This is a genomic window from Pseudomonas sp. GM49, from assembly GCF_000282355.1.
In the GTDB taxonomy this organism is placed as follows: Bacteria; Pseudomonadota; Gammaproteobacteria; order Pseudomonadales; family Pseudomonadaceae; genus Aquipseudomonas.
This window is the reverse complement of record NZ_AKJL01000341.1, coordinates 1-20,227: the sequence shown is the minus strand read 5'-3', so window position 1 is coordinate 20,227 and position 20,227 is coordinate 1. Positions and strand designations below refer to the sequence as shown.

21 protein-coding genes and 1 other RNA gene are annotated in these 20,227 nt (G+C 60.6%); 9 read left to right on the top strand and 13 right to left on the bottom strand.

Annotated elements, in window-relative coordinates; all coding sequences use genetic code 11:
• Both PMI29_RS00175 and PMI29_RS00180 read left to right on the top strand, forming a co-directional pair.
• The coding region (locus PMI29_RS00175; RefSeq protein WP_008004739.1) for an NfeD family protein at positions 1 to 336 on the top strand (336 nt) is incomplete at its 5' end.
• Between the two features lie 68 nt (positions 337 to 404).
• The gene (locus PMI29_RS00180; protein ID WP_008004737.1) at positions 405 to 722 is read left to right on the top strand and encodes a DUF2388 domain-containing protein; all 318 of its coding nucleotides are present in this window, start codon (positions 405 to 407) and stop codon (positions 720 to 722) included.
• A 105-nt stretch (positions 723 to 827) separates the two neighbouring features.
• Here PMI29_RS00180 and gcvP read toward each other — a convergent pair whose 3' ends face one another.
• Positions 828 to 3,701: an aminomethyl-transferring glycine dehydrogenase gene (gcvP, locus tag PMI29_RS00185; protein ID WP_008004735.1), complete on the bottom strand. Its 2,874-nt coding sequence runs from the start codon at positions 3,699 to 3,701 to the stop codon at positions 828 to 830.
• A 153-nt stretch (positions 3,702 to 3,854) separates the two neighbouring features.
• On the opposite strand from gcvP, the gene PMI29_RS00190 reads away from it, so the two are divergent.
• On the top strand, positions 3,855 to 4,997 hold the full coding sequence (locus tag PMI29_RS00190; protein ID WP_008004733.1) for a DegT/DnrJ/EryC1/StrS family aminotransferase: 1,143 nt from the start codon (positions 3,855 to 3,857) through the stop codon (positions 4,995 to 4,997).
• Positions 4,998 to 5,050: 53 nt separating this feature from the next.
• Here PMI29_RS00190 and gcvH read toward each other — a convergent pair whose 3' ends face one another.
• The 8 genes from gcvH to PMI29_RS00230 form a co-directional block, all read right to left on the bottom strand.
• On the bottom strand, positions 5,051 to 5,434 hold the full coding sequence (gene gcvH / locus PMI29_RS00195) for a glycine cleavage system protein GcvH (protein ID WP_007982924.1): 384 nt from the start codon (positions 5,432 to 5,434) through the stop codon (positions 5,051 to 5,053).
• Between the two features lie 49 nt (positions 5,435 to 5,483).
• A complete protein-coding gene (gcvT, locus tag PMI29_RS00200; RefSeq protein WP_008004731.1) occupies positions 5,484 to 6,566 on the bottom strand; it encodes a glycine cleavage system aminomethyltransferase GcvT in 1,083 nt (360 codons plus the stop codon).
• Positions 6,567 to 6,722: 156 nt separating this feature from the next.
• Positions 6,723 to 8,339, bottom strand: coding sequence for an ABC transporter permease (locus tag PMI29_RS00205; protein WP_008004729.1), 1,617 nt, complete (start codon positions 8,337 to 8,339; stop codon positions 6,723 to 6,725).
• A 205-nt stretch (positions 8,340 to 8,544) separates the two neighbouring features.
• Positions 8,545 to 9,549 (bottom strand): extracellular solute-binding protein, encoded by a 1,005-nt coding sequence (locus tag PMI29_RS00210; protein WP_008004728.1) that lies wholly within the window; start codon positions 9,547 to 9,549, stop codon positions 8,545 to 8,547.
• A gap of 176 nt (positions 9,550 to 9,725) precedes the next feature.
• Complete coding sequence (locus PMI29_RS00215) at positions 9,726 to 10,943, bottom strand: 2-octaprenyl-3-methyl-6-methoxy-1,4-benzoquinol hydroxylase (protein WP_177323290.1); 1,218 nt, start codon at positions 10,941 to 10,943, stop codon at positions 9,726 to 9,728.
• A 156-nt stretch (positions 10,944 to 11,099) separates the two neighbouring features.
• Positions 11,100 to 12,287: a 2-octaprenyl-6-methoxyphenyl hydroxylase gene (ubiH, locus tag PMI29_RS00220; RefSeq protein ID WP_008004725.1), complete on the bottom strand. Its 1,188-nt coding sequence runs from the start codon at positions 12,285 to 12,287 to the stop codon at positions 11,100 to 11,102.
• The gene (gene pepP / locus PMI29_RS00225) at positions 12,284 to 13,618 is read right to left on the bottom strand and encodes a Xaa-Pro aminopeptidase (RefSeq protein WP_008004724.1); all 1,335 of its coding nucleotides are present in this window, start codon (positions 13,616 to 13,618) and stop codon (positions 12,284 to 12,286) included. Before pepP ends, ubiH begins: the two co-directional genes overlap by 4 nt.
• Positions 13,619 to 13,645: 27 nt before the next feature.
• Positions 13,646 to 14,203 carry a YecA/YgfB family protein gene (locus PMI29_RS00230; protein ID WP_008004723.1) on the bottom strand — a complete coding sequence of 186 codons (558 nt, stop codon included), beginning with the start codon at positions 14,201 to 14,203 and terminating at the stop codon, positions 13,646 to 13,648.
• 194 nt (positions 14,204 to 14,397) lie between these two features.
• On the opposite strand from PMI29_RS00230, the gene PMI29_RS00235 reads away from it, so the two are divergent.
• From PMI29_RS00235 to PMI29_RS00245, 4 genes are all read left to right on the top strand, one after another.
• The gene (locus PMI29_RS00235) at positions 14,398 to 14,607 is read left to right on the top strand and encodes a TIGR02449 family protein (RefSeq protein ID WP_007982902.1); all 210 of its coding nucleotides are present in this window, start codon (positions 14,398 to 14,400) and stop codon (positions 14,605 to 14,607) included.
• Positions 14,604 to 14,921, top strand: coding sequence for a cell division protein ZapA (locus PMI29_RS00240; protein ID WP_007982900.1), 318 nt, complete (start codon positions 14,604 to 14,606; stop codon positions 14,919 to 14,921). The genes PMI29_RS00235 and PMI29_RS00240 overlap by 4 nt, the downstream gene beginning before the upstream one ends.
• 30 nt (positions 14,922 to 14,951) lie before the next feature.
• Positions 14,952 to 15,130: non-coding RNA, 6S RNA (ssrS, locus tag PMI29_RS31665), on the top strand.
• A gap of 86 nt (positions 15,131 to 15,216) precedes the next feature.
• Positions 15,217 to 15,822 (top strand): 5-formyltetrahydrofolate cyclo-ligase, encoded by a 606-nt coding sequence (locus tag PMI29_RS00245; protein ID WP_008004722.1) that lies wholly within the window; start codon positions 15,217 to 15,219, stop codon positions 15,820 to 15,822.
• A 35-nt stretch (positions 15,823 to 15,857) separates the two neighbouring features.
• Here the strand turns inward: PMI29_RS00245 and PMI29_RS32345 are convergent, their stop codons facing one another.
• Positions 15,858 to 16,013 carry a hypothetical protein gene (locus PMI29_RS32345; protein WP_007982896.1) on the bottom strand — a complete coding sequence of 52 codons (156 nt, stop codon included), beginning with the start codon at positions 16,011 to 16,013 and terminating at the stop codon, positions 15,858 to 15,860.
• A 195-nt stretch (positions 16,014 to 16,208) separates the two neighbouring features.
• On the opposite strand from PMI29_RS32345, the gene PMI29_RS00250 reads away from it, so the two are divergent.
• Positions 16,209 to 16,661 (top strand): EVE domain-containing protein, encoded by a 453-nt coding sequence (locus PMI29_RS00250; protein ID WP_008004721.1) that lies wholly within the window; start codon positions 16,209 to 16,211, stop codon positions 16,659 to 16,661.
• A gap of 157 nt (positions 16,662 to 16,818) precedes the next feature.
• On the opposite strand, the gene PMI29_RS00255 is transcribed toward PMI29_RS00250, so the two are convergent.
• Positions 16,819 to 17,226, bottom strand: coding sequence for a flagellar basal body-associated protein FliL (locus PMI29_RS00255; RefSeq protein WP_008004720.1), 408 nt, complete (start codon positions 17,224 to 17,226; stop codon positions 16,819 to 16,821).
• Between the two features lie 150 nt (positions 17,227 to 17,376).
• Here PMI29_RS00255 and PMI29_RS00260 point away from each other — a divergent pair, with 150 nt between their 5' ends.
• Positions 17,377 to 18,354 carry an NADPH:quinone oxidoreductase family protein gene (locus PMI29_RS00260; protein ID WP_008004719.1) on the top strand — a complete coding sequence of 326 codons (978 nt, stop codon included), beginning with the start codon at positions 17,377 to 17,379 and terminating at the stop codon, positions 18,352 to 18,354.
• Positions 18,355 to 18,415: 61 nt separating this feature from the next.
• Here PMI29_RS00260 and PMI29_RS00265 read toward each other — a convergent pair whose 3' ends face one another.
• On the bottom strand, positions 18,416 to 19,024 hold the full coding sequence (locus PMI29_RS00265; RefSeq protein ID WP_008004718.1) for an energy transducer TonB: 609 nt from the start codon (positions 19,022 to 19,024) through the stop codon (positions 18,416 to 18,418).
• A 240-nt stretch (positions 19,025 to 19,264) separates the two neighbouring features.
• A complete protein-coding gene (locus PMI29_RS00270; RefSeq protein WP_008004717.1) occupies positions 19,265 to 19,930 on the bottom strand; it encodes a gamma-glutamylcyclotransferase in 666 nt (221 codons plus the stop codon).
• Between the last annotated feature and the right edge of the window lie 297 nt (positions 19,931 to 20,227).

Sequence of the window (20,227 nt, the reverse complement as noted above, 5' to 3'; positions counted from 1 at the left end):
GCGCCAGCCGTGGGCGTCCTGACCTTCCTCTTGCCGGACCTGTCCTGGGAGTGGCAGTTTCTGTTGTTCGGCCTGCTGTCGATCGCCACCGCGTTGTACTGGTGGCGGCGTCAGCGCACGGCGACGCGTCCGAGCGATCAGCCACACCTGAATCTGCGTGGCCAGGAATTGATCGGCAAAACCTTCGTGGTGTATGAAGCGATTGTCGACGGTCGCGGCAAAATCAAGGTGGCCGACGGCGTGTGGATGGCCCGCGGGCCGGACACCGCCATTGGCAGCCGCGTGCGGGGGGTCGGCCAGCAAGGCGCGATCCTGCTGGTCGAAGCGGCGGAATAGGCAGCCATGGAACTCGATTGGGGGTTGGCAATCCAAGGGCGTAGTTAACCCAGTGGAGTCACCCTTTCATGCGTTTCAAGCTTGCTGTCGCTACCGTCGCTCTGTTGTCCCTGCCTGTCGGCTCGGCGATGGCCGATACTTTTTGGCGTAACGTTCTTACATCCGGCGCAACCACCGGTTCGAGCTATCTGACTTCCAAGGATCACAAACTGATCGTCGCGGCCCAGGACGATGCCAGCAGCTTCGTCGCCAGTGACGGCAGTATCCGCGGTCCGTACCTGGAAGCGGCCATGCAGAAAGTCCGCGCCAACAACCCTGGCCTGCAAGCCACGGACATGGAACTGGCGAACGCGATCCTGGCGAAGAATGCCGTGGCTTCGGAATAACAATCGCGAACACCAAAATGCCGCTCACATGAGCGGCATTTTTTTGCCTTTTTCTTCCACAAATCCCATGTTCACTCCTACAGGGGTTATGAGTTGCCTGGAAGATCAGCGGTAATCATCCACCGGCACACACGCACAAAACAGGTTCCGGTCTCCATACACATTGTCCACCCGGTTCACCACCGGCCAGTATTTGTGGGCCTTGGTGTGTGCGTCCGGTGTGACCGCTTGCTCGATGCTGTACGGCCGCTCCCACACGCCGGTGATATCGGCCAACGTATGTGGTGCACCTTTCAACGGGTTTTCTTCAGCTGGCCAATTACCGTTTTGCACCTCGTTGATTTCCGCGCGGATGCTCAGCATCGCCCCGATGAACCGGTCCAGTTCCGCCTTCGATTCACTTTCGGTCGGTTCGACCATCAGCGTCCCCGGCACGGGAAACGACATGGTCGGGGCATGGAAGCCGTAATCCATCAGGCGCTTGGCCACGTCCTCTTCGGTAATGCCGGTCAACGCCTTGAGCGGTCGCAGGTCGAGGATGCATTCGTGGGCCACCCGCTCGTTGCGCCCGGTATAAAGAACCGGGAAAGCACCGGACAAATGCCGCGCCAGGTAATTCGCGGCAAGGATCGCCACTTCGCTGGCGTCCGCCAGTTGCGGCCCCATCATCGCGATGTACATCCAGCTGATCGGCAGAATGCTTGCGCTGCCCCAAGGCGCTGCGCTGACGGCGCCATTTTGCGGATGCGGCCCGTCGATCGGCACCACCGGATGGTTGGCCACGAACGGCGCCAGATGCGCCCGAACACCAATCGGCCCCATGCCCGGCCCACCTCCACCATGAGGAATGCAGAAGGTCTTGTGCAGGTTCATGTGCGAGACATCGGCGCCAATATCGGCCGGCCGCGCCAGCCCGACCTGAGCGTTGAGGTTGGCGCCATCCATGTACACCTGACCGCCGTGCTGGTGGATCACTTCACAGATTTCGCTGATGCCTTCCTCATACACCCCATGGGTCGAAGGATAGGTCGCCATCAGGCAGGCGAGCTTGTCTGCGGCCTGCGCGGCTTTTTCCTTGAGGTCGTCCAGGTCGACGTTGCCCGCCTCGTCACACTCGACGATCACCACACGCATCCCGGCCATCTGCGCCGATGCGGGATTGGTGCCATGAGCCGACGAAGGAATCAGGCAAATATCGCGGCCGCCCTGTTGCCGGCTTTCATGGTATTTGCGGATCGCCAGCAACCCGGCGTATTCGCCCTGGGCACCGGAGTTGGGTTGCATGCAGATCGCGTCGAAACCGGTGATCGCGCACAACCAGCGCTCCAGTTCTTCGATCATCAGCCCATAACCGGCGGCCTGCTCTTTGGGCACGAACGGATGCAGATTGGCGAACTGGGGCCAGGTAATCGGGATCATCTCGCTGGTGGCGTTGAGCTTCATGGTGCAGGAGCCCAGCGGGATCATCGATTGATTGAGCGCCAGGTCCTTGTTTTCCAGTTGCTTGAGGTAGCGCAGCATCTCGGTTTCGCTGTGATGGGCGCTGAACACGGGATGGCGCAGATAAGGCGAAGTTCGCGCCAGCCCTTCGGGAATTCCACCAGGCAAGACTTCTGCATCCAGGTCCTCGATGCTGAGCCCGTGATCGGCCCCCAGAAACACGTCGAACAACTTCGCCACGGTAGCTTCGTCGCAGGCCTCGTCAAGGCTCAAACCCAGTTGGCCGCGCCCGAGAATCCGCAGGTTGATCTGCGCGGCCCGGGCACTTTCGATGATGGCGGTCTGGGTTCCGCCGACTTCCAGCGTCAGGGTGTCGAAGAAGTGCCGGTTGACCCGGGTGATACCGTTTCGCTCGAGCCCGGCGGCGAGGATGCAGGTCAGCCGATGAACCCGCTGGGCGATCCGCTTGAGTCCTTCCGGGCCGTGGTAGACCGCATAGAAACTGGCGATATTGGCCAGCAGCACCTGGGCCGTGCAGATATTGGAGTTGGCCTTCTCCCGGCGGATGTGTTGCTCGCGGGTTTGCAGGGCCATGCGCAGGGCGATGTTGCCCCGTGCATCTTTCGATACCCCGATGATCCGCCCGGGAATCGCTCGCTTGTATTCATCGCGACTGGCAAAAAATGCCGCGTGAGGCCCGCCGTAGCCCATGGGCACGCCAAATCGCTGGGACGAGCCGAACACCACATCGGCGCCCAGTTCACCCGGCGGGGTCAGCAACAGCAGGCTCAGCAAATCCGTGGCGACACAGGCCAGGGCCTGTTGCGCGTGCAGGTGATCAATCAGCGGTCGCAGGTCATGGATTTCACCGTGGGTGTCAGGGTACTGCAGCAGCGCGCCGAACACTTGGTGCTGCTTCAGGTTATCCACAGCATCGACGATCAGCTCGAAGCCGAAACCTTCAGCACGGGTCTGCACCACGGAAATGGTTTGCGGATGGCAGTTTTCGTCGACAAAGAACAGGTTGCTTTTGGACTTGGCGACCCGCTTGGCCAGGGCCATGGCTTCCGCCGCGGCGGTGGCTTCATCGAGCAGCGAGGCATTGGCCAGTTCCAGGCCGGTCAGGTCGATGGTCAGTTGCTGGAAGTTCAGCAGTGCCTCGAGCCGTCCTTGGGCGATCTCTGGCTGATAAGGTGTGTAAGCGGTGTACCAGCCGGGATTTTCCAGCACGTTACGCAGAATGACCGCCGGTGTGAGGGTGCCGTGGTAGCCCATGCCGATCAGGCTGGTCCAGACCTGATTCTGCTCGGCATAACCGCGCAGCTTGGCCAGCGCGGCCTCTTCATCGAGGGCCGGGGGCAGGTCCAGCGCCCGGTTGAGGCGAATGCCCGGGGGCACGGTTTGCTCGATCAATTCGACCCGGCTGCCAAGACCGAGGCTGTCGAGCATCGCCTGTTGCTCGGCGGTATCGGGTCCGAGGTGGCGGCGAAGAAAGGCATTGGGGTCGCGTAATTGACTCAGGGACGGCAACTGGGACATGACGGGCTCTCTCTTGACTGGCGCTCAGCGTCGATGCAACACGGTCAAACCAGCATAGCAGTCGATATCCGCGTGGATGATGTGGCGCCTTCGACCAATCCCGATCATCATGCTCGGCGCCTACCTAATGTCCGCTGATCGGTGACTGTATCCATGAGCCAACTGCCTTTCCTGCCGTTTTCCAAACCCACTATCGATGAAGCCACGATTGCCAGCGTCGGTGACGTATTGCGCTCCGGCTGGATTACCAGCGGCCCAAAGGTCCAGGCCTTCGAAGCGCAACTCTCCGAGTATTTTGGCGGGCGCCCGGTGCGCACCTTCAATTCCGGCACCTGCACCATGGAAATCGCCTTGCGTATTGCCGGGGTCGGGCCGGGCGATGAAGTGATCACCACGCCGATTTCCTGGGTGGCCACCGCCAACGTCATCCTGGAAGTCGGCGCCACCCCGGTGTTTGCCGACATCGACCCGGTGACCCGCAATATCGATCTCGATCAACTGGAAGCGGCGATTACCCCCCGCACCAAAGCCATTATCCCGGTGTACCTCGCCGGGTTGCCCGTGGACATGACGCGTTTGTACGCCCTGGCGCAAAAGCACGGCCTGCGGATTGTCGAAGATGCGGCCCAGGCACTGGGCTCCAGCTGGAATGGCCAGCGCATTGGCTCGACCGGTGATTTCGTGTCCTTCAGTTTCCAGGCGAACAAAAACGTCACCTCATCCGAGGGCGGTTGCCTGGTGCTGAACACGGCCGAAGAAGTACGACTGGCGGAGAAATACCGGCTGCAGGGCGTTACCCGCAACGGCTTCGATGGCCTGGACGTCGACGTGCTGGGTGGCAAATTCAACATGACCGACGTCGCGGCGGCCATTGGCCTTGGGCAATTTGCTCATATCGAAGCCATCACCGCTCATCGCCGTGACCTGGCCCGACACTATTTCGCCTGCTTTGGCGAGGATTTCGAAGCGCAGTACGGGGCGCAATTGCCTCCGGCGGATTTCACCCAAAGCAACTGGCATTTGTTCCAGCTGGTATTACCGGAACGCACGGATGGCAAACCGGCACGGGCGACTTTCATGGAGCAGATGCAGGCACTGGGTGTCGGGATCGGCTATCACTACCCGCCGATTCACCTGTTGAGCCTTTACCGCGAGCGCGGTTTCAAGGAGGGCATGTTCCCGGTCGCTGAGCGGGTCGGCCGGCTGATTGTCTCGCTGCCGATGTTCACGGCGATGAGCAAAGCGGATGTCGAGCGTTCGGTGGCTGCCGTGAAAGCGGTTTTGCGCGACGCCTGAGCCTGCAATGAAAAAGCCCCGACGGATCGGGGCTTTGGGAGGTAACGCCAGGCTTACTCGCCGATGGCAGCCTTGTAGCCGGCGGCATCCAGCAGTTTTTCCAGATCGGCGGTGTTGCTTGGCTTGAGCTTGAAGATCCACGCGCCGTACGGGTCGCTGTTGAGCAGTTCCGGCGAAGCGCTCAGGTCTTCGTTGACCGCGATCACCTCACCGGCAATCGGGGAGTAGATATCAGAAGCGGCCTTGACCGATTCAACGACACCAGCCTGATCTTCAGCGGCAAACACGTTGCCGACTTCAGTCAGCTCGACGAACACCACATCACCCAGCGCTTCCTGCGCGTGATCGCTGATGCCCACGGTGACGGTGCCATCGGCTTCCAGACGTGCCCATTCGTGACTTTCGGCAAAACGCAGGTCGGCAGGGATATCGCTCATGTTCTGTGTCCTCAGGAATATGGTCGGCGGGCATGCCCGCCAGAAAAGGTTAGATCAAGGTTTTGCCGTGGCGTACGAAGGTCGGTTTGACCACCCGAACCGGGTACCACTTGCCACGGATTTCCACTTCAGCGCGGTCGGCAGTTGCCATCGGCACGCGCGCCAGTGCAATCGACTTGCTTAGCGTAGGAGAGAAACTACCACTGGTGATCTCCCCTTCGCCAACATTGGCGATGCGGACCACCTGATGAGCGCGCAAAACCCCACGTTCCTCAAGGACCAGACCGACCAGTTTGTGCTGTACGCCGGCAGCCTGCTCGGTTTCCAGCGCCTTGCGCCCGATGAACTGCCGAGTAGCCGGTGCCCAGGCAATGCTCCAGGCCATATTGGAAGCCAGCGGTGAAATATCCTGCTGGATGTCCTGGCCGTAAAGGTTCATGCCGGCTTCGACTCGCAAGGTATCCCGCGCGCCAAGGCCGATGGGAGAAATCCCGGCACCGACCAGATCGTTGAAAAAGCCTGGCGCCTGATCGGCCGGCAGAATGATTTCCAGGCCGTCTTCGCCGGTATAACCGGTGCGCGCGATGAACCAGTCACCGTCGGACAGGCCTTCGAAAGGCTTGAGAAGCTGAATCAGGTTGCCGCGGGACTGGGTGACCAGTTCGGCAATTTTTTGCCGGGCGTGAGGGCCCTGGATGGCCAGCATTGCCAACTCGGAACGTTCGCGAAGTTGCACGTCGAAACCGTCGAGGCGGGCTTGCATCCAGGCCAAGTCCTGATCGCGGGTGGAGGCATTGACCACCAGGCGATAACCCTCATCGAGACGGTAGACGATCATATCGTCGACGATCCCACCCTGCTCGTTGAGCATGGCGCTGTACAACGCACGGCCAGGGCTGTGCAGGCGTTCGACGTCATTGGCCAGCAAATGCTGAAGCCAGGCTTTGGCCTGGGAGCCACAGACGTCGATTACGGTCATGTGGGACACATCAAAGACACCGCAATCGCGGCGCACCTGGTGGTGTTCCTCGACCTGCGATCCATAATGCAGAGGCATGTCCCAACCGCCAAAATCGACCATCTTCGCGCCGAGTGCGAGATGAAGGTCATACAGAGGCGTACGCTGTCCCATGGGTTTCTCCTTCCGGGCGTGGCGAAGGTGCGGACAAGCGCTGCACGGACTGAAGGCCTTGAAACAAAGGGCCTTTAGCCGATTTCAGCCACTTGGTCTGTCAGACGGACCGCACCGAATGCCGCGCATTGTAGCCGCAAGGTGTAGGACTGACACCTAGCTGTTTCGATGTGCCGAGCGCCGGATCAATCCGATGACCGGCAACAGCCCGACCAGCACCAGGGTCAATGCCGGCAAAGACGCCCTCGCCCATTCGCCTTCGCTGGTCATTTCAAAGATCCGCACCGCCAGTGTGTCCCAGCCAAACGGGCGCATCAGCAGGGTTGCGGGCATTTCCTTGAGCACGTCGACGAACACCAGCAGCGCAGCGCTCAACGTGCCGGGCAACAACAATGGTAGATACACTTTGAAAAACAGTCGTGGCCCACTGACGCCCAGGCTACGTGCCGCTTCGGGCAAAGATGGCCGTATACGCGCCAGGCTGTTTTCCAGTGGCCCGTAGGCCACGGCGATAAAGCGCACCAGATACGCCAGCAGCAACGCCGCCAGACTACCGAGCAGCAGCGGTTTGCCCGCGCCTGCGAGCCAGCTCGAGAGCGGGATGACCAGTTCACGATCCAGGTAACTGAACGCCAGCATGATCGACACCGCCAGCACCGAGCCCGGCAAGGCGTAACCCAGGTTGGCCAGACTGACCCCGGAACGAATGATGCGGGTGGGCGCCAGTCGTCGGGCAAACGCCAGTAACAAGGCGACGCTGACAGTGATCAACGCCGCCATCGCCCCCAGGTACAAGGTATGGGTGATCAGCCCGGCGTAACGCTCATCAAGATCGAAACGCCCACGCTGCCAGAACCACACCATCAGTTGCAGCATTGGAATGACAAAGGCGCAGGCAAATACCAGTCCACACCATGTCATGGCTGCCAGCGCCTTGACGCCTCGCAGGTGATACAGCGCCTTGACCCGTGGTCGCTCGTTACTCGCCCGGTTGGCTCCACGAGCACGCCGTTCTCCGTACAACACGAGCATCACCACCAGCAGCAACAGGCTGGCCAGTTGAGCAGCGGAGGACAAGCTGAAAAAACCGTACCAGGTCTTGTAGATGGCCGTGGTGAAGGTATCGAAGTTGAACACCGACACTGCGCCGAAGTCCGCCAGGGTTTCCATCAGCGCCAATGCCACGCCCGCACCAATGGCTGGCCGCGCCATCGGCAGAGCCACCCGCCAGAACGCTTGCCAGGGCGATTGGCCAAGGACCCGCGCCGCTTCCATCAGGCCTTTGCCCTGAGCCAGGAATGCAGTGCGGGCCAATAGGTACACATAGGGATAGAAAACCAGCACCAGCACCACAATCACCCCGCCCGTGGAGCGCACGCGCGGCAGCCGCAGACCACTACCGAACCACTCGCGCAGCAGGGTTTGCACGGGCCCGGCGAAATCCAGCAGGCCGACAAACACGAACGCCAGCACATAGGCTGGAATCGCGAAGGGCAGCATCAATGCCCAGTCCAGCCAGCGCCTGCCCGGGAATTCACAGAGACTGGTCAGCCAGGCGAGGCTGACACCCAGCAGGGTGACACCCGCACCGACACCGAGCACCAGCGTCAGCGTGTTGCCCAGCAGGCGCGGCATCTGCGTGTCCCACAGGTGGGACCAGATTTGAGCGTCGATGGTTTGCCAGGAAAGCAGCAGGACGCTCAGGGGCAACAGGACCAGCGCAGCGATGGCGAAGACGACTGGATACCAGCGGCGTTGGGCGGGGTGGGCCACAGGCTTGGTTCTCTACTATTAATGGGTGAGATCGACACTGCAGGAGCGAGCTTGCCCGCGAAAAACGTCAACGATAACGCGGGGGAGCCTGACGGTCCGCGGTGCCCTGACGTTCATCGCGAGCAAGCTCGCTCCTACAGAGCCAAAAGCACGGGGCACTCAAACAAAACGCCCCGCATAGGCGGGGCGCAGTATAACGGTCGACTCAGTTCCAGCCCGCCCGATCCATCATGCGGATTGCTTCAGCCTGGCGCTTGCCGGCAATTTCCACTGGCAAGGTATCGGCAATGAACTTGCCCCAGGCCGCCACTTCCTCAGAAGGTGCCACTGCCGGGTTGGCCGGGAACTCCTGGTTCACGTCGGCAAAGATTTTCTGCGCTTCAGGCGTGGTCATCCACTCGACCAAGGCCTTGGCCGCTTCCGGGTGCGGCGCGTGTTGGGTCAGGCCGATACCCGACAGGTTGACGTGTACACCACGGTTAGCCTGGTTCGGCCAGAACAGCTTCACCGGCAGGTCTGGCTTCTGCTTGTGCAGGCGGCCGTAGTAGTAGGTGTTGACGATACCGACGTCGCACTGGCCGGCATTGATCGCTTCCAGCACGGCGGTGTCATCGGAGAACACGTCCGTGGACAGGTTCTTGACCCAGCCCTTGAGGATTTCCTCGGTCTTCTCGGCGCCGTGCACTTCAATCATGGTCGCGGTCAGGGACTGGTTATAGACCTTCTTCGCCGTGCGCAGGCACAGACGGCCTTCCCATTGCTTGTCGGCCAGCGCTTCGTAGGTGGTCAGTTCACCCGGCTTCACCCGATCAGTGGAGTAGGCAATGGTCCGCGCCCGCAGGCTCAGGCCGGTCCAGGCATGAGAGGCTGCCCGGTATTGCAGCGGGATGTTGGCGTCGATGGTTTTCGAGGTGAACGGCTGGAGGATGCCCATCTGCTCGGCTTGCCAGAGGTTGCCGGCATCGACGGTGAGCAGCAGGTCGGCCGGCGTATTCGCGCCCTCGGCCTTGAGCCGCTGCATCAGTGGTGCTTCCTTGTCGGTGATGAACTTCACCTTCACGCCGGTCTTGGCGGTGTAGGCATCGAATACTGGCTTGATCAGCTCGTCGATACGCGAGGAGTAGACCACCACCTCGTCAGCGGCCTGGGCGGCGGTGCTGCCGATCAGGGTCAAGGCCAGTGCAGTCAGTAGACGCTTCGGTGCCAACATGGGAGCGGTCTCTCGATTGAAAAATGAGGGCAAATGATAAGGACTCACATTTGGCATCTCAATCGAAGCTGGCTGTGGAGGAGTTACCGGATGTTGCGCCGCCTGGAATTTTTGGTGCTTGAGCTGACGCCTTCGCGGGCAAGCCCGCGAAGAGGCCAGTAGCCTCCATGCAGAACTCAGGGCTTGGCCAACGCCGGCAAATCCCCAGTCAACCCCAGCGCCTCACGCACAAACAAGGCTTTGGCCTCAGGCATCTTCTCAACCATTTTCAACCCGGTATTACGCAACCAGCGCACCGGCAACGGGTCCGCCTGAAACAACCGCTCAAAGCCTTCCATCGCTGCCATCAGCGCCAGGTTGTGGGGCATGCGCCGACGCTCGTAACGGCTGAGGACTTTCACATCCGCCAGGCGTTCGCCACGGGTTGCCGCTTGCAGCAACACTTCGGCCAGCACGGCGGCATCGAGGAATCCGAGATTCACCCCCTGCCCGGCCAACGGGTGAATGGTGTGGGCGGCGTCGCCGATCAATGCCAGGCCTTCAGCCACATAACGCTTGGCATGCCGCTGGCGCAGGGGTACACACAGGCGCGGGTCGCAGCTGAGCACTTCACCGAGTCGCCCCTCGAAGGCGCGCTCCAGTTCCTTGCAGAAACCCTGGTCATCCATCTCCATCAGTCGTTCGGCTTCGCCGGGCGCGGTCGACCAGACGATCGAACACCAATCCTGTTGGCCGTCGCGCTCCAGCGGCAGAAACGCCAACGGACCGTTGTCGGTGAAGCGCTGCCAGGCCGTCATTTGATGCGGTTTGGCGCAACGCACGCTGGTGACGATGGCATGGTGCAGATAATCCCATTCGCGGGTCGCAACCCCGGCCAGGCGCCGCACAGCCGAGTTGGCGCCATCCGCCGCGATCACCAGCGGTGCACGCAAGGTTCGGCCATCGGCCAGGGTCAGCAGCCAGTCATCGCCGGAGTGGCGCATCTGTTCAAGCCGCGCATTGGCCAGCATTCCCAGGTCGCAGTCGTGCAAGCGGTCAAGCAAGGCATCCTGGACCACACGGTTTTCGACGATATGCCCCAGCACCTCGGCATGCACGCTGGACGCCGAGAAGTGGATTTGCCCGGTGCCGCTGCCATCCCAGACCTGCATGTCGGTGTAGGGGCTGCTGCGCCGCCCGGCGATGCCGTCCCAGACGCCAAGGCGTTCGAGAATCCGCTGGCTGGCAGCCGACAAGGCACTCACCCGCGGTTCAAACGCGGCCTGAGCGTTGAAGGGTTTGACGCTCATGGGGCTGCCGTCCAGCAGCAGGACTTCCAGTCCGCTGTGCTGCAACGCCAGCGCCAGGGCGCTGCCGACCATTCCGGCCCCGACAATCAGCAGATCTGCGCGCATTTCCATGCTTTAAGCCTGTCTCTCTTGCGGCTTGAGCCGCACGTAAAGGGTTTTCCCGACCCGCGCCAAGGTGGCCGGCGCCGTCATGAATGTCGACCTGCAATTGCGGCAGGTATTTTTATCAATCGCGCCTTGCCGAATCGGCAGATCAACAAGTTACACATCTGGACGGGTACCCAGCCCCATCGCCTGCCGGGCAAACCAGCGTTTGGCCGGTGGCAACAGATCGAGGCCAAGCAAGCCGATGTTGCGCCCCAGGGACACCAGCGGTTGGGTACTGCCGAACAGGCGCGTGACCTGATCGGAGAAGCCCACGGTGAGGTTCTGATCGAGACGCTGGTGTTCGCGATAGGCTTGCAATGTGGCGAAGTCGCCCAAGGGCTTTTCGCTGGCGAGCAAGGCATCGGCCAAGGCCTGGGCATCGCGCAGAGACAGGTTGAACCCCTGGCCCGCAATTGGATGCAGGCTGTGTGCAGCGTTGCCGAGGACCGCCAGATGCGGACGTACCTGTTCTTCGGCCTCGACCAGCGTCAGCGGATACAGATGCCGCGCACCCACCTGTTTCAATGAGCCGAGGCGATAACCGAACACACCCTGCAACTCGCTGAGGAAGCTGCGCTCATCAAGGGCCGCCAGGCGTTGCGCGTCCATGCCCAGGCGGGTCCAGACCAGTGCGCAACGGTTCTCCGGCAGCGGCAGCAACGCCATCGGGCCTTCGTCGGTGAAACGTTCGAAGGCCATGCCGTTGTGAGATTCACTTGGGGTGATGTTGGCGATCAGCGCGCTCTGGTTGTACGGACGCTTGCGGATGCCGATCCCCAGTTGCTCGCGCAGGCCGGAACGACCGCCATCGGCGAGTACCGCGAGGTCGCATTCCAGAGTGGTTTCGTCATTGAGGGTCAGGCGATAGCCATCGGTCAGCGGCTCCATGCGGGTGACTTCCGCCGGGCAGCGCCAACTGATCACATCCTTGTCCAGACCTTGCCACAGGCACTGGCCGAGCCAGGCGTTTTCAACGACATAACCCAGCGCTGGAACACCCTCTTCCATCGCCGACAATCGGGCGGTGGAGAAGCGCCCACGGTCGGAAACATGAATCTGCTTGATCGGCTCGGCGCGGCGGGAGACTTCCTGCCAGATGCCCAACCGTTGATAAATCTGCCGCGAGCCAAAGGACAACGCCGAAGAACGGGCATCGTAACTCGGTTGCCAGGTGTCGCCAGGGGCGAACGGCTCGATCAACACGATCTTCCAGCCTCGGGCCTTGGCCCCGGCCTGCAAGGCCAGCGCCAGGCTCGCACCGACCAGCCCGCCCCCGATGATTGCCAGATTGACTCGAGTCATGCCGCTTGTGTCCGTGCTTGCGCCATCAAGGCCTCGATCTCGGCGACGGTTTTCGGCACGCCGCCCGTCAATATTTCACAGCCGGTTTTGGTAACCACAACATCGTCCTCGATGCGCACGCCAATGCCGCGCCATTTCTTCGCCACGTTGAGGTTGTCCGGGGCGATATAGATCCCCGGCTCCACGGTCAGCGCCATACCGACCTCCAGCACGCGCCACTCGCCGCCGACCTTGTATTCGCCGACGTCATGCACATCCATGCCCAGCCAGTGACCGGCACGGTGCATGTAAAACGCCTTGTAGGCTTCACTGGCGATCAGTTCGTCTACGTCACCCTGGAGCAGCCCCAGCTTGACCAGCCCGGCGGTAATGACCCTGACCGTCGCTTCGTGCGCCTGATTCCAGTGTTTGTTCGGCCCGATCTCGGCGAACGCCGCTTCCTGGGAAGCCAGCACCAATTCGTAAATCGCTTTCTGTTCGGCGGAATACTTGCCGCTGACCGGAAAGGTCCGGGTGATGTCGCTGGCGTAGCAGTCGATCTCGCAACCGGCGTCGATCAGCACCAGATCACCGTCCTTGAGCACCGCATCATTCTGCTGGTAGTGCAGGATGCAGCTGTTGCGCCCCGCCGCGACGATCGACCCGTAGGCCGGCATCTTCGCCCCGCCCTTGCGGAATTCGTAATCGAGCTCGGCTTCCAGGCTGAATTCATGCAACCCGGCGCGACAGGCCTGCATCGCCCGCACGTGCGCCTGGGCGGAAATCCGCGCCGCCTCGCGCATCACTTTCACTTCTGCCGCCGATTTATACAGGCGCATGTCGTGCAGCAGATGATCCAGGGCAACGAATTCGTTCGGCGGCTGGGCACCCAGGTTGGCCTTGGAGCGGATCATGTTGATCCATTCCATCAGGTGGCGGTCGAATTCGGGGTTGCTGCCCATGGCCGAATACACCCGGTCACGGCCTTCGATCAGGCCCGGCAGGATGTCGTCGATATCGGTGATCGGAAAGGCGTCGTCGGCGCCGAAGTCGCGGATCGCGCCTTCCTGCCCGGCACGCAGGCCATCCCACAGCTCGCGCTCGGCGTTGCGCTCGCGGCAGAACAGAATGTATTCACCATGCACACGGCCCGGCATCAACACCAGTACGGCCTGGGGCTCGGGAAAACCGCTGAGGTACTGGAAGTCGCTGTCCTGACGGTAAACGTGCTCGACGTCGCGGTTGCGGATGGCCACCGCGGCGGCGGGCAGGATGGCGATGCTGTTGGGTTCCATCTGCGCCATCAGGGCCTTGCGGCGACGGCTGTATTCCGATTTCGGGATGTGGATCATGGGCAGATGGCGTTCCCTGGCAACGATTTAGTGCAGCGACGGTTTGGCGGCGGCCGGTACGTCTTTTTTGGTCTCGGAGAACAGCAGCAGCGGTGCGACGCGCAAGTACTCCATGACTTCCATATAGTCGGTTTCGCCGTCTTCGGACTCTTCCAGCGCGTCTTGCACCTGGGAAATGGCCGCTAGGTCCTGGAGCACTTCGGTGGCCTCGGTGCTCAGGGTACTGCTATCGCGGCAATTCAGGCCGAAACCGCTAAGGAAGCCCTGGCACCACTGGCCCAGCGCAACCGCACGCTCGGTGAGCGGAGCATCGTCGGTCGGCAGCAGCAGAACGACAGTCACGTCATCGCCGGTGAGCTCGCCCTTGACCATCTCTTGCAAGCCGATCAGGGCACTGCGAACGTTATCCTGAGGCTCGCTTTCGAGCAGTTCGGCGGCATCGATCAGCCAGCCTTCGGCATCGAAACCGGCGCCGGCGCAGCTGCGGCCGAGCAGCAGGCCGTGCAGTTCGGCAGGCGAAACGTTGTGACCGCTGGAAGTCAACAGGGTGGCGAAGGCTTGGTACGGGGAATTCTGAATGGTCATGGGCAGCTAGGCGCCAGACGGCGCTATGTCTAGAATGAAGGCCTTGTATCCTACATCGACTACCCCTGTAGGAGCGAGCACGCTCGCGATGGTCGCCAACGATAACGCTGGGTCCCTGACACTCCGCGGCGTTCCCGGGTTCATCTCGAGCAAGCTCGCTCCTACAGTCCGCCCCCCATCAGACAGTGAACACAATGGAAGACACCGATCTGCAAGCGCTGATGGCCAGACTCGAACTGCTGATTACCCGAGTCGAGCAACTTAAGAGTCAAAACGGACTCTTACTAGCTCAGGAAAAGACCTGGCGCGAGGAACGCGCGCACCTCATTGAAAAAAACGAAATCGCCCGGCGTAAGGTCGAATCGATGATTTCGCGCCTCAAGGCCCTGGAGCAAGACTCATGAGTTCAAGCAATAGCGTCACCGTGCAGATCCTCGACAAAGAGTATTCGATCATCTGCCCCCAGGAAGAGCGCAGCAACCTGGTCAGCGCCGCCCGTTATCTGGACGGAAAGATGCGCGAGATCCGCAGCAGCGGCAAAGTCATCGGCGCCGACCGTATCGCCGTGATGGCCGCGCTGAACATCACCCACGACCTGCTGCACAAGGAAGAACGCCCGGATATCCAGGCCAGCGGATCGACCCGCGAACAGGTGCGTGACCTGCTCGATCGCGTCGATCTGGCACTCGCCACCGATCCGGACGTCACCAAAGGCTGATTCGCGCCGCCGCTTGCGGTATAATCCCCTCACTCCCTGGGGTGCTTGCCAGTTGGCGATGTCCCTGAGCCGATTTGCTATACCCTGGAGGTTGCACGTTGGGCTGGTGTGCATGTCCGCTAGACGGAAAGCCTTAAAGCCTACTGCATCTTCCACCTTGAACTTTCGGGTTCAAGGGCTAAGTCGACAGCGGCACATTCGGGGAGCCTGATTCCAGTCCAATGCCGGTTTTGATACCGGCATTGGCGTTTTTACGGGTACGCTTCACGTATCCGCATTGCTGAAGCCCGAATACATGACCGAACCTGCGCTGCTCCCCCGCCCGCAACTTCGACGCATGCTGCGCAAGGCCCGCCGCGCACTGACACCGAGTCAGCAGCGCCAGGCCGCTCGCGGGCTGTACAGGCAATTGGCCCAGCAACCGCTGTTCCGCCGCGCCAGACACATCTCGCTCTATTTGCCGACCGACGGTGAAATCGATCCGCGCCTGTTGCTGCGTGCCGCGCAACGCCGGGGCAAGGCCACCTATCTACCGGTGCTGAGTGCCTGGCCGCGAACCAAAATGGTGTTCCAGCGCATCCGGCCCGGGGAAAAACTCAAACCCAACCGCTTCCGCATTCTCGAACCACGGGCCAACCTCGCCCGGCAACGCAAGATCTGGGCGCTGGACCTGGTGTTATTGCCCTTGGTGGGTTTTGACGATGTCGGCGGACGCTTGGGGATGGGCGGTGGCTTCTACGATCGGAGCCTGGCCTACCTGGCGCGACGAAACGACTGGCGCAAGCCGACGCTGTTGGGGCTGGCCCATGAATGTCAGAAAGTGGAGCGATTGGCTCAGGCGAGCTGGGATGTGCCGCTGCAAGGAACTGTGACGGACAAGGCCTGGTATTACGCGGGCTAGGCGCCACTTCGATCAGCAGCGCCGAGGCAGCAGGATCAGCGCTTGAAGGCGGTCGACTGTTGCTGCAATTGAGCGAGTTCGACCGGCGCATCGGTCTTGTTGGCCCACAGGCTTTGGGCATAGCCAGTGGTCACGACGCCAAGGCCAAACAAAATGACCAGAATCCATAGTAAATCCGGTTTGCGTTTCATCGATTGCCCCCCAAAGGCACATCAACACGATGACAGCAGCGGTTTCCGTTTGTAGGCCGTGCAGCAGCGTCAAGCTTTAAAGGCCGGCATTTTGCGACAACGTGAACCGCTGCGCAAATGCTGACGTCAACCGACTGTCGGTTTGTCATAAAATCGCCGACAAGCTGCTCAATCACCACGCAAGGAGCAAAAGACATGGCCTATTGGCTGATGAAATCCGAGCCCGACGAGCTCTCGATCAAGGGGCTGGAGAAGCTCGGCAAAGCGCGCTGGGATGGGGTTCGCAACTATCAGGCACGCAATTTCCTGCGGGCCATGGCAGTGGGGGATGAGTTCTTTTTCTATCATTCCAGCTGCCCTGAGCCGGGCATCGCCGGAGTCGGCAAGATTGTCGAAGCCGCGTATCCGGACCCGACGGCACTGGAACCTGAAAGTCATTACTACGACCCAAAGGCAACTGCGGAGAAAAACGCCTGGAGCGCGATCGATGTCGCCCATGTCGAGACGTTTGCCCGGGTGCTGAAGCTGGATTACCTGAAGCAGCAGACTGCACTGGCCGAGATGCCACTGGTGCAGAAAGGCTCGCGGCTGTCGGTGATGCCGGTAACGCCGGAGCAGTGGGCGACGGTGATCGCCTTAAAGCCTTGAGTGATTTATCGCCTGGACTGACCTCTTCGCGGGCAAGCCCGCTCCCACAGGGCTCTGTGCTGGACATGTGATTGTGCTTCAACACAAAACCACTGTGGGAGCGGCGGTGCGACGATTCGACTTGCCCGCGAAGAGGCCAGTACAGACGCCAGAAGCCTTATTGAATGATCAGGTTGTTGAACAAAAGATCCTCAACCACCGGCTTACCGGTTTCATCGTTCATCACCTGCTGGGCCTGCTTCAACGCTTCCTGACGCAGCTTTTCCTTGGCCTCGACGTTGTTCATCGTCTCGCTGGTCTGCTGGGCGAACAGCGCAACCAGTTGATTGCGAATCAACGGCTCATTGGCCTTCACCGCCTTGGCAGCCTCGTCACCGGTCACCCGCAACGCCACATCGGCCTTGTAGACTTTGAGTTTCGGCGTGCCGTCCAGCCCGTAGTTACCCACGAACGGCGGGCTCAGGGTGATGTAGCTGATCTTCGGAGCTGCATTTTCTCTGGCTTCTTCGGCCACCGCTGCCACAGGCAGAGACAGGGCCAGCAACAACATGATCCACGCTTTCACAATTCGCTCCTTATCCGGTTTGCGGCCTAGCATAACGACCCGCCACACAAGCACAAGCTTATGGCTGACTATCAGGGCCGGGCATGCTCGTTGACCCATCGACCCACACACCTACACTTATCGGCCATCACTCCCAAAGGAATAGTCCTGATGAAAGCCGTGCTGTGCAAAGCCTTCGGCCCTGCCGAATCGCTGGTGCTGGAAGACGTCGCCAGTCCTGTCGCGAAGAAGAATGAAATCCTGCTGGAGGTGTACGCCGCCGGGGTCAACTTCCCCGACACGCTGATCATCGAGGGCAAATACCAGTTCAAGCCGCCCTTCCCGTTTTCTCCGGGTGGCGAAGCGGCCGGCGTGGTCAGCGCAGTGGGTGAAAAAGTCAGCCACTTGAAAGTCGGTGACCGGGTCATGGCCCTGACCGGTTGGGGCAGCTTTGCCGAGCAGGTCGCCGTGCCGGGCTACAACGTGTTGCCGATCCCGCCGTCCATGGACTTCAACACCGCCGCTGCCTTCAGCATGACCTACGGCACCTCGATGCACGCCCTCAAGCAGCGCGGCAACCTGCAACCAGGTGAAACCCTGCTGGTCCTCGGTGCCTCTGGAGGTGTCGGCCTGGCCGCGGTGGAAATCGGCAAGGCCATGGGCGCCCGGGTCATCGCCGCGGCCAGCAGCGCAGAGAAACTCGCCGTGGCCAAGGCCGCCGGTGCCGATGAACTGATCAACTACAGCGAAACCAGCCTCAAAGACGAAATCAAACGCCTGACCGACGGCCAGGGCGCCGACGTGATCTACGACCCGGTGGGCGGCGACCTGTTCGACCAGGCCATCCGCGCCATTGCCTGGAACGGCCGCCTGCTGGTAGTCGGCTTTGCCAGCGGTCGCATCCCCGAACTGCCGGTGAACCTGGCGCTACTTAAGGGCGCCGCAGTACTCGGCGTGTTCTGGGGCTCATTTGCTCAACGCCAGCCCCAGGACAACGCCGCGAACTTCCAGCAATTGTTTGGCTGGTTCGCTGAAGGCAAGCTGAAGCCGCTGGTGTCGCAGGTGTATCCATTGAGCAATGCAGCGCAAGCAATCAATGATCTTGGTCAGCGCAAGGCCGTCGGGAAGGTTGTTGTGCAGGTTCGCTGAGCCGAGGCAGCGATCTGAACGTCGAAAAAGTCGTTCGGATCGCTTTTCATTGGCACACGGATTAAAGCAACTGGCGAAGATCTTCCGGCAAATAGCTCACATATTTACCAGCCGGGTTATCCAGGCATTGCCGCGCAATGCTTGGAACCAGGTGATTGAGTTTGGCGATCAACTCCAGGCGCTTTTCCGTCGAGATTTGACGCTGGAAGAATGCACCTGACAGGTAAGCCCGGGTGTAAAGAAACGCTGCGGAGTCGATCCAACTGGACTCCGGTGTAAGGACGAGCGCCTCATTGACCACGCGACACTCCAGCTCTTTCAGCCACAGATTTACATCAACCGGGGCATCAAACCGAAAAAACATCGGCGCAACAACATCCTGTTCAGCCGGCTTCCCCTTCTCGACTTTCCATGGCTTGAATCGCCATTGCTCTATGGCAATTCTGGTTGCCTGCGACAAATCCGGGTGATCGCTTGCAAGAATATTCACATGGCCAACCGAACCGTCTGCGCGAACCGTGAACTTGACCCGCACATCACCGAAAATTCCGGCACGCTGAAGCCCAATAGGGTATGTCGGCTTGGGGTTGTACTCCGGTATCAGAAAAAACTCCCCAGCCCTGATATCCAACGACAGCACCAGCAAAAGCCAACCCACTAACCAGCGCATTCCTCTCTCCCTTTACGACCGCAACGCCAGACCTGGCAACAGCACAAAGGTTAAGGCCCGGGGACTTCCGACAGAACGTCATGACTTCCGGTTTAGCCGAAGGACATTTCCCAAAGCCCCGCGCTATTTCCGGCAGTGCAAGCACTTCAAATCAGAAATGGGTAACGCGTCCTACAGCCCACCTGAATTCAAACTGACAGACATTTCAGCGTGGGCGAGCAATAGGAACAGGCCACACCGTCAGGGCGCGGCATTCGCCTGGGCAGACTTTGATTTACAGCGCTTGAGCCGCGCCTCCAGATTGCGGTCTGGCATGGCGTGGCTGCGCAGGGCATGCGCGGTCTGCTCGACATAATCGCGGGTGGTGCCGTAGCGCCCGCAGGCGTTTTCGAACACATGGCTCAGCACATGGTCCGGCAAGTTGCCGGCATAGCTGGGCAGATGTCGCTCCAGCACAAAGCCCAAGGCCTGTACCTGGCTGCCATCTTCGAGACGGCAGTTGAGCCAGTGCGGGCGGTAGGAAGGGAATGGCATCTCGCGCTGCCAAAGTGCGTACAGCGACGCTTCGAGTTGCTCTTCAGGCAAGCGATAGGCGAAACCGCTGCAAGAGCCACCGCGATCCAGGCCGAACACCAGGCCGGGCATTTCCGGGGTGCCGCGATGTTCGTGGGACCACAGGTACAATCCGCGATGGTAGCCATGCACCCGGCCGCGAACCCGCTCAACCGCCGTGCATTCAGGCCGCCAGATCAGCGACCCGTAGGCAAACAACCACACCGGCCCGCCCTTGTGGCGTGCCATGGTCGACTGCATCGAGCAGAGCAATTGTTCGTGGGTGAGCTGCGGCCCCAGATCGAGCCGCGGAGGGTAAGCCAGGTTCAAAAAAGCAGATTCGATGGCGCTCATGGCGAATAGCGTTCAGCTCCCCGCGGGTGAAGAATTACTTAATAGAACGCACCGCTGTAACAATAAGGCACATAAGTTTTAAGGCAATTTAAATGCCATGGCACTGTTCTTAATTAATTGCCTGAATGAAATATAACCTACCGGCATTTATATGTTTTTATAAATACCGATAAGCTATATAGAGAGTTATATACCTGTAGGAGCGAGCTTGCTCGCGATGGTCGTTAACGATTACGCGGGAGGTCAGGCTACCCGCAGTGTTCTTGAGTCCATCGCGAGCAAGCTCGCTCCTACAGG

Excerpts from the sequence above, each read along its gene's own strand:
- PMI29_RS00180 (WP_008004737.1), top strand. The coding sequence starts at position 405 with ATGCGTTTCAAGCTTGCTGTCGCTACCGTCGCTCTGTTGTCCCTGCCT.
- gcvP (WP_008004735.1), bottom strand. The coding sequence starts at position 3,701 with ATGTCCCAGTTGCCGTCCCTGAGTCAATTACGCGACCCCAATGCCTTT.
- PMI29_RS00190 (WP_008004733.1), top strand. The coding sequence starts at position 3,855 with ATGAGCCAACTGCCTTTCCTGCCGTTTTCCAAACCCACTATCGATGAA.
- gcvH (WP_007982924.1), bottom strand. The coding sequence starts at position 5,434 with ATGAGCGATATCCCTGCCGACCTGCGTTTTGCCGAAAGTCACGAATGG.
- gcvT (WP_008004731.1), bottom strand. The coding sequence starts at position 6,566 with ATGGGACAGCGTACGCCTCTGTATGACCTTCATCTCGCACTCGGCGCG.
- PMI29_RS00210 (WP_008004728.1), bottom strand. The coding sequence starts at position 9,549 with ATGTTGGCACCGAAGCGTCTACTGACTGCACTGGCCTTGACCCTGATC.
- PMI29_RS00215 (WP_177323290.1), bottom strand. The coding sequence starts at position 10,943 with ATGCGCGCAGATCTGCTGATTGTCGGGGCCGGAATGGTCGGCAGCGCC.
- ubiH (WP_008004725.1), bottom strand. The coding sequence starts at position 12,287 with ATGACTCGAGTCAATCTGGCAATCATCGGGGGCGGGCTGGTCGGTGCG.
- pepP (WP_008004724.1), bottom strand. The coding sequence starts at position 13,618 with ATGATCCACATCCCGAAATCGGAATACAGCCGTCGCCGCAAGGCCCTG.
- PMI29_RS00230 (WP_008004723.1), bottom strand. The coding sequence starts at position 14,203 with ATGACCATTCAGAATTCCCCGTACCAAGCCTTCGCCACCCTGTTGACT.
- PMI29_RS00235 (WP_007982902.1), top strand. The coding sequence starts at position 14,398 with ATGGAAGACACCGATCTGCAAGCGCTGATGGCCAGACTCGAACTGCTG.
- PMI29_RS00240 (WP_007982900.1), top strand. The coding sequence starts at position 14,604 with ATGAGTTCAAGCAATAGCGTCACCGTGCAGATCCTCGACAAAGAGTAT.
- PMI29_RS00245 (WP_008004722.1), top strand. The coding sequence starts at position 15,217 with ATGACCGAACCTGCGCTGCTCCCCCGCCCGCAACTTCGACGCATGCTG.
- PMI29_RS32345 (WP_007982896.1), bottom strand. The coding sequence starts at position 16,013 with ATGAAACGCAAACCGGATTTACTATGGATTCTGGTCATTTTGTTTGGC.
- PMI29_RS00250 (WP_008004721.1), top strand. The coding sequence starts at position 16,209 with ATGGCCTATTGGCTGATGAAATCCGAGCCCGACGAGCTCTCGATCAAG.
- PMI29_RS00260 (WP_008004719.1), top strand. The coding sequence starts at position 17,377 with ATGAAAGCCGTGCTGTGCAAAGCCTTCGGCCCTGCCGAATCGCTGGTG.
- PMI29_RS00265 (WP_008004718.1), bottom strand. The coding sequence starts at position 19,024 with ATGCGCTGGTTAGTGGGTTGGCTTTTGCTGGTGCTGTCGTTGGATATC.
- PMI29_RS00270 (WP_008004717.1), bottom strand. The coding sequence starts at position 19,930 with ATGAGCGCCATCGAATCTGCTTTTTTGAACCTGGCTTACCCTCCGCGG.